Raw genomic sequence first — 14,992 nt, 5'->3', positions numbered from 1 at the left:
CCGGATCATCAAGGACAGGGGCAACGAGTCATACCGGCCCCGAAGGCCACGAGCCCCGAACCGGGCTCTACGAAGACGGTAATGGGCGGCCCGCGCGAGATGCGCGCTCGAAGCGGCCGCCCCGGGCAGCTCCCCGTGCGGGGCGGACTCGACGGAGGCGTAACTACTCCGGAGCCTGCCGCGGGCTGCCCTGCCGGGAGCTCGACGAACTGCTACTGATGGGCATCGTCGCGCTCCTCTCCCAGAATGCGGCGCCGGCGGAACCCGGCGACTTGGACATAACCACTGTGCACGTAAGCCGAGTTGGACGCCACCGAATAAAAAGGCACCGGAGGCAGACGGCCGGGGAAACTACCGGCGGCGCCACCTGCGCCGTCGCGCCTTGCTGAAGAACCAGCCCGCGGGCGGCTCGTCGGAGCGCCAGGGCTGCGGATCGGGTCCGCCGTCGCGCCAGCGGGCCGCGAGCATACGGGCGCGCGCGGACGGCTCGGCCGTCTCGGCGGACCGTATGAAGTCATCGTCCAGGATCAGCTCGTCCCAGACGTCCTCGGACTCCCCCTGCCCGTCGCCGGGGCCTTGTCCGTCGCTCCGCGGTGCCTGCCCTGCCATCCCCGTCCTCCTTGCTGTGCATCCCCTTGAGCAAGTGTGCCGTTACGCGTGTAAAGCCGATCTCAAGATCAAAAGTGGCTCCACGCGCGCGTGCACCGAGAGAACGGTCACGCACGCGTGGAACCACCCCAACTCCCCGGAGCGGTCTACTCCTCGCCGGCCAGCGTCAGCGTCCGCAGCTTCTGCCCCGCGAACCACGTGGCGGCGACCGTCACCGCGATCAGCAGCACCGCCCCGGTGGTCAGGCCCACGTCCGAGGTGACGAGGTCCCCGCCGGTGACCTCGTGGGCCACCGCGAGCGCCCACTGCTGCACGCTGAGGGTGCGCGCCCCGGACACCAGCGTCCCGAAGAGGGCTTCCCACACGAGCGCGTAGACGAGCCCGAAGACGACGGCGTGCCGTGTGATGGTGCCGAGCAGCAGGAAGAGCGCGGCGTACGCGATGGAGGCGACCAGCGCGGCCACCGTGTAGGCGACGGCGATCTGCTGCCCGTTGCCGTTGAGGATCATCCCGGCGAGGAAGGTCGGGATCGCCGAGAACGCCATGGTGACGGCGATGGCGACGATCAGCTTGGTGAAGATGATCGTCGGACGTTTGACCGGCTTGGCGAGCAGGTAGACGACCGAGCCGTCGTCGATCTCGGGGCCGATCGCTCCGGTGCCCGCGATGACGCCGATGATGGGCACCATCGTGGCGAGCGCGAACCCGCCGAGGACGTCCGCGGCCACCTGGTCGTCGGCGCCGGTGAAGCCGCGTACGGCCAAGGAGATGACGATCAGCAGGACGGGCAGGGCGCCCAGGATGAGGGCCCGGCGGCGGCCGAGCAGGCCGCGGTAGGTGAGCCGGGCGACTGTGGGGTCGTACATCTTGGGCCTCCTACGCCGCGACGAGATACGAGAAGACGGACTCGAGGGACTCGTCGGACGGCGAGACCGTGAGCAGCCGGATGCCGTGGTCGCGGGCCACCCGCGGCAGCAGTGCCGTGAAGCGTCCGAAGTCGACGGCCTGGATGCGCAACGCGCCCTCCTGGAGGTCCACTTCGATGCCGGACGTCGACGGGTCGGCGATGAGCGCGGCGGCAAGCGCGCGGTCGTCGCTGGAGCGCACCAGGTAGCGGTGCGGGCGGTCGGTCATCAGGCGGCGGATCCGGCGGAAGTCACCGCTCGCCGCGTGCCGTCCGGCGACGATCACCTCGATGTGCGAGGCGAGTTGCTCGACCTCTTCGAGGATGTGCGACGAGAAGAGGACCGTACGGCCCTCGTCGCCCATGCGCCGCAGCAGGTCCATCAGCTGCATGCGCTGGCGCGGGTCCATGCCGTTGAAGGGCTCGTCGAGCAGCAGCAGTGACGGATTGTGGACGAGGGCGGAGGCCATCTTCACGCGCTGGCGCATGCCCTTGGAGTACGTCGAGATCTTCCGGTCCTGCGCGTACTCCATCTCGACGGTGGCGAGGGCCTTCTGGGCGGCCTTCTTGCCGAGGCCGTGCAACTCGGCGTTGGCGACGACGAATTCGCGGCCGGTGAGGAAGTCGTACATCGCCTCCCGCTCCGGGACGATGCCGATCTGCTTGTAGATCTGCTCGTTGCGCCAGGTCGGCCGGCCGTCGAGGGTGACGGAGCCGGTGGACGGGGCCAGGAAGCCGCCCATCATGTTGATGAGGGTGGACTTTCCGGCGCCGTTCGGGCCGAGCAGGCCGGTGACGCCTGGGCCGATCGTCATGGTGATGTCGTTGACGGCCACCACGTTGCCGAACCAGCGTGAGACGTGGTCGATGGTGAGCGTGGTCACAGTCCGACCTTTCGGTAGCGGCGCATCAGGAGGCCGTAGCAGCCCGCGATGAGTCCCAGGACGACGATGAGGTAGACGACACCCTGCCCGGACGAGGGGCCTTCCCCTCCGGGGAAGGCGGAGGTGGCGCCGAGGAAAGCGGTCTGCACGCCGTCGATGAGCGTGATGGGCGAGAAGAGTCCGAGCCAGGGGATCGTGTCGGTGCTGTTCTGGTCGTAGGCGATGGCCTGGACGGTGGACACCGCCCCGTAGGAGATGGTCAGTACGGCGATGACGGCGGCGATGCCGAAGCCGCGACGCGGCGTGACCGCCGAGACGACCAGGCCGATGCCGGCGAAGAGGAGCGACAGCAGTGCCACGGAGACCAGTCCCTGTGCGAATCCCTTCGTCTGGTCGGCGAAGTCCAGCTTGGCCAGCAGCGCGCCTACGTAGAGCACGAGCAGCGGTGCGGCCGTGAGGACGAACATCGCCGAGGCCAGGGCCGCGTACTTGGCGCGTACGTAGTCCACGGTCTCGATGGGGCGCGAGAAGTACAGCGGCACGGTCTTGAAGCGCAGGTCGCGGGAGACGGCCTGGGGTCCCTGGGAGGCGACGTACAGGCCGATGACGGCCTGCATGATGACCGCGTAGCGCGTGTAGTCGACGGGCAGGTCCTTCGCCTTGGTGGCGACGGCGACCGCGACCATGATCAGCGCGGGGACGCACATCACCACGAAGAGCAGCATCGGCAGCACCTTGGACTTCACCGAACGGCCGAGGCCGTAGGCGCCGCGCAGGGACTGCGAGTAGAGCGAGCGGCGGGCGTACGCACGGCCCAGGCGCGGGCCGTCGTAGTTGCGGTAGCCGATGTTGTGGATCCGGGACTGCTCGCCCGGGCGAGCCGGGATCTGAGCTGTGGCCTGAGCCGAGGGCTGCTCAACCGCCATGGCCGACCGCCTCCTTCCGCTGTTCGTCGCCGCCCTTGGGGGCCTGCGCGTCGCTGTTCCGGAGAGCCTGGTCGTCGCTGTCCTTGAAGACCTCCGAGATGTGGTGCCTGCGCTGCTCCATGCGGACCAGTCCGAGGCCCAGGTCGGCGACGACGTCCCGTACGAGGTCGTACGTCTCCTCGCCCTCCGCGGTGAGCAGGAGGATGTGGCCCGCGCCGGGCAGTTCGCTGCCGTCGTGGGTGTCGATCCCGCGCGCCTGGAGCACGTCGCGCACCGCGCGGGTGCCGTCCGGGTGCTCGTCGGTGTCGGTGACCTCGATGGCGAGGATCGCCGTGCTCTGCGTGAAGTCCGTGGTGGAGCTGGACCGCAGGAGCTTGCCGCCGTCGATGACGACGACGTGGTCGCAGGTGCGCTCCAGCTCGCCGAGGAGGTGCGAGGTGACCAGGACGGAGATGCCGAAGTCCGTGTGGATACGGCGGATCAGGCCGAGCATCTCGTCACGGCCGACCGGGTCGAGGCCGTTCGTCGGCTCGTCGAGGAAGACCAGCTGAGGGTCGTGGACGAGGGCCTGCGCGAGCTTCACGCGCTGCTTCATGCCCGTCGAGTAGCCGCCGATGGGGCGGTAGCGCTCCTCGTAGAGGCCCACGTGGCGCAGCGTGTCCGCGGTGCGCTCGCGGGCCGCCGCCGGCGGCAGGCCGGACATGCGCGCCATGTGGACGACGAACTCGGTGGCCGAGACGTCGGGCGGCAGGCAGTCGTGCTCGGGCATGTACCCGACCCGCTCACGGATGTCGCCGCCCTTGGTGGCGACATCGAGTCCGAGCACTTCGGCACGGCCCTCGGTGGCGGGGGACAGACCCAGCAGGATCTTGATCAGTGTGGACTTGCCGGCTCCGTTGGCTCCGACGAGTCCGGTCACACCGGGTCCGACGTCCACGGAGAGCCGGTCAAGAGCGGTCACCCTCGGGAACCGCTTGCTCAGGCTTTCGGTCGCGATCACAGTCACGTTTCGAAGGTAGTGGCGCAGGCCACAGCGGTCGTCAGACCTGGGAGCTGGATTGCCGTCCCTCTCGGGTATTACGGGCCCGTAAGGGTCCCCCTGAGGTCGAACAACCGGCGGGGGACGGCCGGCACCGGCTGGGCCGTCCGCCCCGGCCCGGTTATCCACAGCGCTCCGGTTGTCCACAGGGGGCGCACACGCCTATTGACGCAGCCTCCAACAATTGTCACATTCATCAGTGTCAAGTTACGGGCGCGTACGGCAGTCGGCTTGGGACGGACGGTGGCATGACCTCAGCAGTGGCCCCACCAGGCGAACTCACCGCGGAACTGCGCGGGTTCAGGGAGGTGCAGCGTCTCGCGTACGAGTGCGCGGAGGCGGTCGCGGCGCAGCTGAAGCCGGGCGTGACCGAGCGCGAGGCGGCGCGGATGCAGCGCGAGTGGCTGCGTGAGCGCGGAGTGCGGGACTGGTTCCATCTGCCCTTCGCCTGGTTCGGGGACCGCACGGCGTTCGTGGGCTTCCGGATTCCGCTGCAGTTCTTCCCCACCAACAGGCGCCTGGAGGCGGGGATGCCGTTCATCCTCGACCTGGCCCCGGTCCACAAGGGCTACACCGCGGACATCGGGTACTCCGGCTCACTGGGGCTCAATCCGGTGCAGGACAAGCTGCTCGCCGACCTGGAGGCGCACCGCGAGCTGATCCTGCGCGAGGTGCGCGAGCGCCGCCCGCTGCGCGAGATCTACGAGGACGTGGACCGGCTCATGGTCCGCCAGGGCTACGCCAACCGGCATCGCGCCTATCCCTTCGGGGTGATCGCGCACAAGGTCGACCGGGTCAAGGAGCGGCGCTGGTCACCGCACCTGTTCGGCTTCGGCACGCAGTCGCTCAAGGGCCTGGCGAGTGACGCGATCCACGGCCACCGCGACGGCTGGTCCCCGCTGTGGTCGCCGTACAAGTTCTCCGACCACCCGCCCCAGCCCGGTCTGTGGGCGGTCGAGCCGCACCTCGGATTCCGCGGTACGGGCGCGAAGTTCGAGGAGATTCTCGTGGTCACCGACTCCAGAGATCCGGAGCAGAGCGCGTTCTGGCTGGACGACGATCTGCCGCATGTGCGGCGCTGGGCGGAGGACAAGTGACGCTTCAGGGCGCGCGCGAGCGCTGGGTGCGTACGGGCGGAGTCGAGCTGTGCGTCGCCGAGCTGGGCGACGAGGCACAGCCCACGGTCGTCCTCGTGCACGGTTATCCGGACTCCAAGGAGGTGTGGTCCGAGGTCGCCGCGCGCCTCGCCGAGCGTTTCCATGTCGTGCTGTACGACGTGCGCGGCCACGGCAGGTCCACGGCACCGCGGCCGCTGCGCGGCGGGTTCACGCTGGAGAAGCTGACGGACGACTTCCTGGCCGTCGCGGACGCGGTCAGCCCGGACCGGCCGGTGCACCTGGTGGGGCACGACTGGGGCTCGGTGCAGGCCTGGGAGTTCACCACGGTCAAGCGCACCGAGGGGCGGATCGCGTCCTTCACGTCGATGTCCGGGCCGTCCCTCGACCACTTCGGCCACTGGATCAAGAAGCGCGTGTCCCACCCGACGCCCCGCAGGGTCGGCCAACTACTGGGGCAGGGCGCCAAGTCCTGGTACGTGTACCTGCTGCACACGCCGGTCCTGCCCGAACTCGCCTGGCGCGGCCCCCTCGGCACACAGTGGCCGAAGATCCTGCGGCGGCTCGAAAAGGTCCCCGCGGGCGACTATCCGACCCCGTCACTGCCCACGGACGCGGCACACGGCGCGTGGCTGTACCGGGACAACGTACGGGCGCGGCTGCGTCGACCGCGCACCGACGCGTACGCACACGCGCCCGTGCAACTCGTCACGCCCCTGGGCGACACCTTCCTGTCGGAGAAGCTCTGCGACGAACTGGAGCGGTGGGCCCCGCAACTGGTGCGCCGCACCCTCCCGGCCAAGCACTGGATCCCGCGCACCCGGCCCGACCAACTGACCGCCTGGATCACCGAGTTCGTGACCGCCGTCGAAGGCGGGAGGCCCACACCGGTGACCGACGGGCCGTACGCCGACCGCTTCGGCGGGCAGCTCGTGCTGGTCACCGGTGCGGGCAGCGGCATCGGACGCGCCACCGCCTTCGCGTTCGCCGAGGCCGGCGCGCGCGTGGTGGCCGTCGACCGGGACGCGGAGAGCGCGGCCCGCACCGCGGAGCTGTCCCGCCTGATCGGCGCCCCCGAGGCCTGGGCCGAGACGGTCGACGTCTCCGACGAGCAGGCCATGGAGAAGCTCGCCGAGAAGGTCGCCGCCGAGTACGGGGTGGTCGACGTGCTGGTGAACAACGCCGGGATCGGGCTGTCCGGCTCCTTCTTCGACACCACCACGGAGGATTGGCGGAATGTCCTCGACGTCAACCTGTGGGGTGTGATCCACGGCTGCCGGCTCTTCGGGAAACAGATGACCGAGCGGGGACAGGGCGGCCACATCGTCAACACCGCGTCGGCGGCCGCGTATCTCCCGTCCAAGGCGCTGCCCGCCTACAGCACCTCGAAGGCGGCGGTGCTGATGCTCAGCGAGTGCCTGCGCGCCGAGTTGGCGGGCCAGGGCATCGGGGTCTCGGCGATCTGCCCGGGATTCATCAACACCGGCATCACGTCGACCGCGCGCTTCACAGGAGTCGACGCCGACGAGGAGAAGCGGCGCCAGAAGAAGTCCGCGCGACTGTACGGGCTGCGCAACTATCCGCCGGAGAAGGTCGCCGACGCCGTGCTGCGCGCGGTCGTGCGCAACCAGGCCGTGGTGCCGGTGACGGCGGAGGCACGCGGCGGCCGCCTCATGTCCCGCTTCACGCCCAGGGCGCTGCGCGCGATCGCACGGATGGAGCCACCGCTGTGACCACGGAAGGAGCCGCTTCTGCGAGCGCGGAGGAGCCGGCAGGAACCGGAGAGCACTACCCCATCGCGCCCCGGCGGGTGTCCTTCGACTGGGAGAACACCCCGCTCCACTGGATACCGGACGAGCCGACCGCGACCCACGTCATCAACGTGCTGCACCTGTTGCTGCCGGCGGGGGAGCGGTGGTTCGTGAAGGTCTTCAAGGAGGGCCTGCCACTGGTCACCGACGCCGAACTCCTCAAGGACGTCAAGGGGTTCATGGGGCAGGAGGCGACGCACAGCGTGCAGCACTCGTACGTGCTGGAGCATCTGGCGGCGCAGCGGCTGGACACGGCGGACTACACCAAGTACGTCGACTACCTCTTCGAGAAGCTGCTGGGCGAACAGCCTCCCCCGGGGATACCGATACCGGCGCGGGAGTGGCTGCGCTTCCGGCTCTCGGTGATCGCGGCGATCGAACAGTTCACGGCGGTGCTGGGCGACTGGGTGCTGGCCGCCGAGGGCCTCGACCACGCGGGGGCCGACGAGGTCATGCTCGACCTGCTGCGCTGGCACGGCGCGGAGGAGGTGGAGCACCGCGCGGTCGCCTTCGACATGTACCAGCACTGCGGCGGCGAGGGCCTGCCCCGGTACGCACGCCGGGTCGTGGGCATGGCGGTCACGGCTCCCGTGATGCTGTACATGTGGGCGTGGGGCGCGGCCTACCTCATACGCCACGATCCGCAGCTGGCGGGCCGGCCGCGCTACTCGCTCGCAGCGCACAACAGTGCGGTACGCAAGGGGCTCCTGCCCACATGGAAGGAGCTCGGCTCGGCCGTCCCGCGCTATCTGCGGCGCTCGTACCATCCGTCGCGGGAGGGGTCGATGCGCAGAGCGGTCGAGTATCTGGCGCAGTCACCGGCGGCGCGTACGGCGGCAGGTGCGATCGGCAGGGCGGCGCTCGCGTAAGCACTCGGGAAGGCAGGGACTGTGAACGACGAGCCGGCCGGCGTCGCGTACCGGATCGAGGACCTGGCGCACCACAGCGGTGCCACGGTCCGGACGATCCGCGCCTACCAGGACCGCGGGCTGCTCCCCCGCCCGGAGCGGCGCGGCCGCGCCAACGTGTACTCGGACGCGCATCTGGCCCGGCTGCGGCAGATCGCCGACCTGCTCGACCGCGGCTACACGCTGGCCTCCATCAAGGAGCTCCTGGAGGCCTGGGACGCGGGCCGGGGCCTCGGCGGAGTGCTCGGCCTGGTCGCGGAGGTCGACGGGCCGTGGACGGACGAGGAGGCGGTCCGAATCTCGCGGACCGAGCTCGACGAGCGCTTCGGTGGCAATCCGGACGACGCGGCGGTGGCCGACGCCGTCGAGCTCGGGGTGCTCGAACGCGTTCCGGGGCACGAGGACACGTTCCTCGTGCCGAGCCCCCAAGAGCTGGCTGTGGCGGCCGAGTTGTACGAGGCGGGCGTCCCGTTGTCGGCGATATCAGGCCATCTGCGGGAGTTGCGTGGCCAGGTGGAGCACATCGCCGCGCGCTTCCTGGAGTTCACGACCGAGCACGTCTTCGCACGCTATCTCGGCGAGCATCCGCCGACCGACGCCGACGCCGCCGAGGCGGCCGCACTCGTACGACGGCTGCGGCCGCTCGCACGGCAGACGGTGGACGCCGAACTCGCCCGGGCCATGCGGCTGTTCGCCAACCGGCACTTGCGTCGGCATCTCGGCGCAGAACGCTCCGCGGCGCCTTCCGAGGAGACGCGGTCCGTGGTCGTCCCCGCCTCGACAATGGAGGCTGTGGAAGGTCTCGTCGGCGCGGAACACGCGGCCGAGTTCATCGCCGTTGCGGCTGAACGCGAGGTTCGGGCACGGGCCTTGGACACACTCGCCGCAAATCACACCAAGGCCGCCATACTTGATGAATCGTCGTAAATTACCCCTGCGTTGTCCACAGAAGCTTCAACTGGCCCTGTGGATAACGCATTTGGCTGTGGATCAAACCTCCGAGACAAAATCAACTGCGTGATCAGCGTCTCGCCAGGCACTCTGGCGGCATGGACGAAAGACGCACCGTGAAGGTGTCGAAGTACCTCTCGAAGCATCTGCGGCATCAGCCCGAGCGGATCGGGCTGACGCTCGACGAGGGCGGCTGGGTCGAGATCGAGACGCTGATGGCCGCGGCGGCGGCGCACGGCTTCCGGTTCAGCCGGGACGAGCTCGACCACGTGGTCGCCCACAACGACAAGCGGCGCTTCGCGATCGAGGGCACCCGGATCCGGGCCAGCCAGGGCCACTCCGTCGACGTCGATCTCGGCCTGCCGCCGGCGACGCCGCCCGCGTACCTCTACCACGGGACCGTCGCCCGCTACCTGGACGCGATCCGCGCCGAGGGCCTCAGGTCCATGAACCGGCACGACGTGCACCTCTCGCCCGACCGCGAGACCGCGACCCGCGTCGGCGCCCGCCGCGGGCGCTCCGTCGTGCTCTCCGTGGACGCCGCCGCCATGTACCGCGACGGCCATGTCTTCCGGGTCAGCGCCAACGGCGTCTGGCTCACGGCCGCCGTACCCCCGCGCTACCTCCGGTTTCCCGCCTCGCACTGACCGCTTCGGGGCCGTTGCCCTCATCGACTGCCCGGGCCCGGGCCTCGCCGACCGGCCGTTCGGGAGCGCCCCGCGAGTGCGCTTAGGCTCTGAGACATGAGTCTGCGCCTGAGCACTGTGATCCTGCCCTACCTCCGCTGGCACGAGGGAGGGCGCCGCGCATGGCAGCGCGCCGAGCAGCTCGGGTTCGACACCGCCTTCACGTACGACCATCTGGCGTGGCGGACGTTCCGCGAGGGTCCGTGGTACGGCGCCGTTCCGACGCTGACCGCCGCCGCGGGCGCCACCGACCGTCTGCGCCTCGGCACGCTGGTGACCTCCCCGAACTTCCGGCACCCGGTGACCCTCGCCAAAGAGCTGATCTCGCTCGACGACATCTCCGGTGGCCGAATCACGCTGGGCATCGGCGCGGGCGGCTCCGGCTTCGACGCCACGACGCTGCTGAAGAGCGGCGAGGAGCCGTGGACGCCGCGCGAGCGGGCCGACCGCTTCGGCGAGTTCGTACCACTGCTCGACCGGCTGCTCACCGAGGACTCCGTGTCGTACGACGGCGCGTTCTACTCGGCGCGCGAGGCCTACAACATCCCCGGCTGCGTCCAGCGCCCCCGGCTGCCCTTCGCGGTCGCCGCCACCGGGCCGCGCGGGCTGAAGCTCGCCGCCCGGCACGGGCAGGCGTGGGTGACGACAGGCGACCCGAAACTCTTCGAGACGGGCACTCCCGAACAGTCGGTTCAAGCCATTCGCGGACAGGCCGAGAAGCTGGCCACCGCGTGCGAAGCGGTCGGCCGCGACGTGAACGAACTCGACAAGATCCTGCTCACCGGCTTCACCCCGGACCGCGGCCGTCCGCTGGAGTCCCTCGACGCGTTCGTCGACTTCGCGGGCCGGCACATGGAGCTTGGCTTCACGGACATCGTGATCCACTGGCCCGTCCCGGACTCGGACTTCGCGGCGGACGAGAAGGTCTTCGAGCACATCGCGATGGAGGCGGTCGGGCAGCTCGGCTGAGGCTCTGTCCGGGACTGCCTCGGCGGCCGCCCCGACAGCCGCTCCCGCGGTCCTTCGAGGGGCAATCGCACGACAGCTGCGGAATGCACAAAGGCGCAGGTGAGGACATACGTCACTCAAGTGTGCGGACCGCCGCACGCCCGTGCGCGCATATGCGGGAGAATGGGCGGCGTGACCTCAGAGACCCGACGGCCCGGGACCCCGGCCTCCACTCTCCCGCCCCGGCTGATTGCCACGGATCTCGACGGCACCCTGCTGCGCGACGACAAGTCCGTCTCACCGCGCACGGTCGCCGCCCTGGCCGCCGCCGAGGAGGCCGGCATCGAGGTCTTCTTCGTGACTGGACGCCCGGCCCGCTGGATGGACGTCGTCAGCGACCACGTCCACGGTCACGGGCTTGCCATCTGCGGAAACGGCGCCGCCGTGGTCGACCTGCACGGCGGCCCCGGCGCCCACCGCTTCGTCAAGATCCGGGAGCTGGCGCGGGAGAACGCGCTTGATGCAGTCCGGCTGCTCCGCGATGCCGCGCCGGGAACCGTGTTCGCCATCGAGCAGACCTTCGGCTTCTACCAGGAGCCGGCATATCCGAAGCTGCACATGGAGATCCCCGACACCCTCGCGCCCGCCGAGAAGCTGCTGGCGCCGGACGCCCCGGGTGCCGACGAGCCGGTGCTCAAGATCCTCGCGTACCACCACGAGATCTCCCCGGACGACTTCCTCACCGTCGCCCGCCTGGCCATCGGCGACCGCGCCAACGTGACCCGCTCCAGCCCCAGCGCCCTCCTGGAGATCAGCGGCCCCGGCGTCTCCAAGGCCAGCACGCTCGCGCTGTGCTGCGCCGAGCGCGGCATCTCGCACGAGGAGGTCATCGCCTTCGGGGACATGCCGAACGACGTGGAGATGCTCACCTGGGCGGGCACGTCGTACGCGATGGGCAACGCGCACCCCGACGTGATCGCGGCAGCCTCCGGGCGTACGGTCGCCAACAACGAGGACGGGGTGGCGGTCGTGATCGAGCGGATACTCGCGGAGCGCGGCTAGCACTTGATGCTCGCGGAGCGCGGCTCGCAGTCGATGCTCTGGGAGTGCGGCTCGCAGTTGATGCTCGCGGAGCGCGGCCAGCGGTGCATGCTCGGGGAGAACGTCGGCAATAAGGAGCATCCGTAACAGGCGTGCGCCTGGAGCCTGCCCCTTACCGGCACTCTCCTGGACACCTTTTCAGAGCTGGACCCCGCGCTCGGCCAGCCACTCCTGCGGATCGACCCCCGACCCGAGCTGTGGCGTCAGACGCACCTCGAAGTGCAGATGCGGCCCGGTCGAGTTGCCGGTCGTGCCCGACTGGCCGACCCACTGCCCCGCGGCCACTCGCTCCCCCTGGTCGACGGTGACCGCGGAAAGGTGGGCGTACTGCGTGTAGTAGCCCCCGGGATGCCCCACCACGACCTCGATGCCGAACGGGCCGCCGCACGACACCTTCACCACCCGCCCCTCGCCCACCGACCGCACCGGTGTGCCGATGTCCACCGCGAAGTCCTGGCCGGTGTGCCGGTTCGCCCAGCGCTCGCCTCCGCTGCCGAAGCCCGCGGAGAGTTCGTACGTCTCCACCGGCGCGACCCACGGCTGTGTGAAGCCCGTTCGCGGCTGGTCGAGCCGGACGGCGCCCCGGCAGGCGCCGGCGGCGACCGAGGCGTCCGCCTGTCCCTGGAGCGTCCACTGGGCTTCTTCGAGCTTCTGCTCGATCCCCCGCTTGATCTCGGCTAGTTCACCGTTGTGCCGCTCCAGCGCCTGCCAGGCCGAGGCCGCCTTCGCCTCGTCGGCGGCGAGCCGTGCCTCGGCCCGGCGGCTCTTGGCGATGGCGTTGTTGACGGCGAGATCTGCCTGCCAGACGGCACGCTGACCGCGCATCAGCTCTTCGGGACTGTCCGCGAGCATCAGCTGCGCGGTGTGCGGGAGCCCGCCGCCGCTGCGGTACTGGGCGCGCGCGATCCGGCCGAGGTCCTCGTTCAGCACGGCGATGTCCTCCCGCTCACGCTCGAGAAGCCGCTCCAGGCGCTGTGCCCGGCCCCGCTGCGCCTCGGCCTCCAGGCGCCCCGCCTCGTACTGCTGCGTCGCCAGGGACGCCTCCTCGTACAGCCGCACCACCTCGGCGCTGACGCCGCCCGAGCCCTCGGCCTCTCCCGTGGCCGCCGTGGGCTGGGCCGCCAGAACGGCCAACGCGCACAGCAGCACCGGGACGAGCAGGGGATGACGGCGAGGTGAGCGCATGACACGGATCGTGTCGCGCGGGGCGGCTCCGGTCCTGTTCAAGTCGTACACCTGGGGGACCGGTTGTCACGGATGGACCACTCCACTGGGCCGAACAGGGGCCGGGAACGAAGCACTTCGGCAGGGCACCTTGTCTGACTGTCCATACCGGCCGTTCTCGCCCGAGTGCCTTCACCACGGACACCAGTACGGCTAGTAAGGCGCCTCCCACACCACCGACGCACCGCCGCCGCCCTCCCCGACCCGGGGCCCGTACCAGCTGTCCCCGCCCAGCGACTCCGCCCGCCGCTGCAGGTTCTTCAGTCCGCTGCGCCGCCCCCCTTCGGGGATGCCGACGCCGTCGTCCGAGACGGTCAGCCGTACGCCGGGACGCCCGTCCGGCAGTTGCACGGTCGCGTCCACGGTGACATCGATACGGGACGCTCCCGCGTGCCGGAAGGCGTTGGACAGGGCCTCGCGGAGGGCCGCGATGAGGTTCTTGGCGGTGAGTTCGCCGACCACCGTGTCGACGGGGCCGGCGAAGTGGTGCGACGGCTTGAAGCCGAGCGGTACGGCGGCCATGTTGATCTCGCGCAGCACGCGCGTCCGCAACCCTGTTGACACCTCTGTCGGTCCTTGCTGAAGAGCGAAGATGGCGGTGCGGATCTCCTGGATGGTGACGTCGAGTTCATCGACGGCCTTGCCTACGCCCTGCCGCACCTCGGGCACGGTGGAGCGCCGCTGCGCGCTCTCCAGCATCATCCCGGTGGTGAACAGCCGCTGGATGACGAGGTCGTGCAGGTCACGGGCGATCCTGTCGCGGTCCTCGTAGACGGCGAGCCGCTCCCGGTCGCGCTGTGCCTCGGCCATCACCAGCGCCAGGGCGGCCTGCGAGGCGAACCGCGTCGCCAGGGTGCGCTCGCGCCCCGTGAACGGACGCGCGCCGCCCGCACGCGCCATGACGAGGGTCCCAAGGACCCGGCCGTCGCTCTGCAGGGGAAGGAGCATCGTCGGCCCGTAACCGCGGGCGAGATCGCTGGGCATGCGCGGGTCGGCGGCCGCGTCCTCGACGAACACGGCATCTCCCGCTAGCAGTTCGCCCGCAACCCCGCTCTCCGGCGGTACGACCAGCCCCAATGCCTTCGACGGCCGCTCGGACGCGACGGCGACGATCTCCAGGCCGCCCTCGGCCGCGGGCAGCAGCACGAGTCCGGCCGCCGAGTCCGAGAGCCTGCGGGCCTGTTCCGCGACCACTTGGAGGGCCTCGTCGGCGTCCCCTCCGGACAGCAGCGCGGTCGTGACGGCCACGGATCCGTCGATCCAGCGCTCACGCTGCTCGGCCGACTCGTACAGGCGCGCGTTCCCGATGGCGATGCCCGCCTCCCTGGCCAGTACGAGCACCATGCCGAGGTCGTGGTCGTCGAACGGCCCACCGTCGCGCTTCTCGGCCAGATAGAGATTTCCGAAGATCTCCCCCCGGACATGGATGGGCACCCCCAGGAAGCCGCGCATCGCCGGATGGTGCTCCGGAAACCCGCACGAGCGCGGATCCTCGCCCAGCTCCGCGAGCCGCACGGGCCCGGTCTCGTGGATCAACGCCCCCAGCAGACCCTTGCGCCCGTCCGGCAACCGCCCGATCAGCCGGGCCGTCTCCCCGTCGACTCCCTGATAGACGAACTCGGCGAGCCCGTCCCCGCCCTCCGCCAACACCCCGATCGCCGCATACCGCGCGCCCGCCAGTTCCGCCGCGGTCCCACAGATCCGCTCCAGCGTGGACCGCAGCTCCAGCCCACCCCCCACCGACCGCATCGCTTCCAACAACCGCGGCACGTCATCGGGATTCGGGTCGGCGCCGGAGGCCGCTACGACTGACATGCACCGAGCCTAGTTAGTCCCATTTGCCCAGGAAAGTCGGACTCAGCCGGGCCGACCGCTCACGACAGCTC

At 70.2% G+C, this 14,992-nt stretch carries 15 protein-coding genes; 8 read left to right on the top strand and 7 right to left on the bottom strand.

Going from position 1 to position 14,992, the window contains the following annotated elements:
- Nucleotides 1-351: 351 nt before the first annotated feature.
- The 5 genes from GAS53_RS11095 to GAS53_RS11075 all read right to left on the bottom strand — a co-directional run bounded on the left by GAS53_RS11095 (nt 352) and on the right by GAS53_RS11075 (nt 4,323).
- Nucleotides 352-609: an SGM_3592 family protein gene (locus GAS53_RS11095; RefSeq protein ID WP_151477314.1), complete on the bottom strand. Its 258-nt coding sequence runs from the start codon at nt 607-609 to the stop codon at nt 352-354.
- A gap of 146 nt (nt 610-755) precedes the next feature.
- Nucleotides 756-1,475 (bottom strand): ABC transporter permease, encoded by a 720-nt coding sequence (locus tag GAS53_RS11090; RefSeq protein WP_151477313.1) that lies wholly within the window; start codon nt 1,473-1,475, stop codon nt 756-758.
- Between the two features lie 10 nt (nt 1,476-1,485).
- Nucleotides 1,486-2,397, bottom strand: coding sequence for an ABC transporter ATP-binding protein (locus GAS53_RS11085; RefSeq protein WP_151477312.1), 912 nt, complete (start codon nt 2,395-2,397; stop codon nt 1,486-1,488).
- Nucleotides 2,394-3,323 carry an ABC transporter permease subunit gene (locus tag GAS53_RS11080; protein ID WP_151477311.1) on the bottom strand — a complete coding sequence of 310 codons (930 nt, stop codon included), beginning with the start codon at nt 3,321-3,323 and terminating at the stop codon, nt 2,394-2,396. The genes GAS53_RS11085 and GAS53_RS11080 overlap by 4 nt, the downstream gene beginning before the upstream one ends.
- A complete protein-coding gene (locus GAS53_RS11075) occupies nt 3,313-4,323 on the bottom strand; it encodes an ABC transporter ATP-binding protein (protein WP_151477332.1) in 1,011 nt (336 codons plus the stop codon). Before GAS53_RS11075 ends, GAS53_RS11080 begins: the two co-directional genes overlap by 11 nt.
- A 287-nt stretch (nt 4,324-4,610) precedes the next feature.
- Here GAS53_RS11075 and GAS53_RS11070 point away from each other — a divergent pair, with 287 nt between their 5' ends.
- The 8 genes from GAS53_RS11070 (at nt 4,611) to GAS53_RS57580 (ending at nt 11,969) form a co-directional block, all read left to right on the top strand.
- Nucleotides 4,611-5,459 carry a M24 family metallopeptidase gene (locus GAS53_RS11070; RefSeq protein ID WP_151477310.1) on the top strand — a complete coding sequence of 283 codons (849 nt, stop codon included), beginning with the start codon at nt 4,611-4,613 and terminating at the stop codon, nt 5,457-5,459.
- On the top strand, nt 5,456-7,210 hold the full coding sequence (locus GAS53_RS11065; protein ID WP_192583059.1) for an SDR family oxidoreductase: 1,755 nt from the start codon (nt 5,456-5,458) through the stop codon (nt 7,208-7,210). The genes GAS53_RS11070 and GAS53_RS11065 overlap by 4 nt, the downstream gene beginning before the upstream one ends.
- Entirely contained in the window at nt 7,207-8,157 is a 951-nt protein-coding gene (locus GAS53_RS11060) for a metal-dependent hydrolase (RefSeq protein ID WP_151477309.1), read from the top strand. The genes GAS53_RS11065 and GAS53_RS11060 overlap by 4 nt, the downstream gene beginning before the upstream one ends.
- A gap of 21 nt (nt 8,158-8,178) precedes the next feature.
- Complete coding sequence (locus GAS53_RS11055) at nt 8,179-9,123, top strand: MerR family transcriptional regulator (protein ID WP_151477308.1); 945 nt, start codon at nt 8,179-8,181, stop codon at nt 9,121-9,123.
- A gap of 122 nt (nt 9,124-9,245) precedes the next feature.
- The gene (locus GAS53_RS11050) at nt 9,246-9,794 is read left to right on the top strand and encodes an RNA 2'-phosphotransferase (RefSeq protein WP_151477307.1); all 549 of its coding nucleotides are present in this window, start codon (nt 9,246-9,248) and stop codon (nt 9,792-9,794) included.
- Nucleotides 9,795-9,890: 96 nt separating this feature from the next.
- Nucleotides 9,891-10,802: an LLM class flavin-dependent oxidoreductase gene (locus GAS53_RS11045; protein WP_151477306.1), complete on the top strand. Its 912-nt coding sequence runs from the start codon at nt 9,891-9,893 to the stop codon at nt 10,800-10,802.
- Between the two features lie 171 nt (nt 10,803-10,973).
- A complete protein-coding gene (locus GAS53_RS11040; RefSeq protein WP_151477305.1) occupies nt 10,974-11,843 on the top strand; it encodes a Cof-type HAD-IIB family hydrolase in 870 nt (289 codons plus the stop codon).
- Between the two features lie 3 nt (nt 11,844-11,846).
- Entirely contained in the window at nt 11,847-11,969 is a 123-nt protein-coding gene (locus GAS53_RS57580) for a hypothetical protein (RefSeq protein WP_263974125.1), read from the top strand.
- A gap of 51 nt (nt 11,970-12,020) precedes the next feature.
- Here the strand turns inward: GAS53_RS57580 and GAS53_RS11035 are convergent, their stop codons facing one another.
- Both GAS53_RS11035 and GAS53_RS11030 read right to left on the bottom strand, forming a co-directional pair.
- Nucleotides 12,021-13,067, bottom strand: a complete 1,047-nt coding sequence (locus GAS53_RS11035; RefSeq protein WP_151477330.1) for a M23 family metallopeptidase — start codon at nt 13,065-13,067, stop codon at nt 12,021-12,023.
- A gap of 192 nt (nt 13,068-13,259) precedes the next feature.
- Nucleotides 13,260-14,921: a GAF domain-containing sensor histidine kinase gene (locus tag GAS53_RS11030; RefSeq protein ID WP_151477304.1), complete on the bottom strand. Its 1,662-nt coding sequence runs from the start codon at nt 14,919-14,921 to the stop codon at nt 13,260-13,262.
- Nucleotides 14,922-14,992 lie beyond the last annotated feature (71 nt).

The sequence above is a fragment of the Streptomyces albicerus genome (assembly GCF_008905045.1).
Taxonomy (GTDB): domain Bacteria; phylum Actinomycetota; class Actinomycetes; order Streptomycetales; family Streptomycetaceae; genus Streptomyces; species Streptomyces albicerus.
Note: the sequence above shows the minus strand (reverse complement) of the source record. Positions and strands in the feature narration are given on the sequence as shown.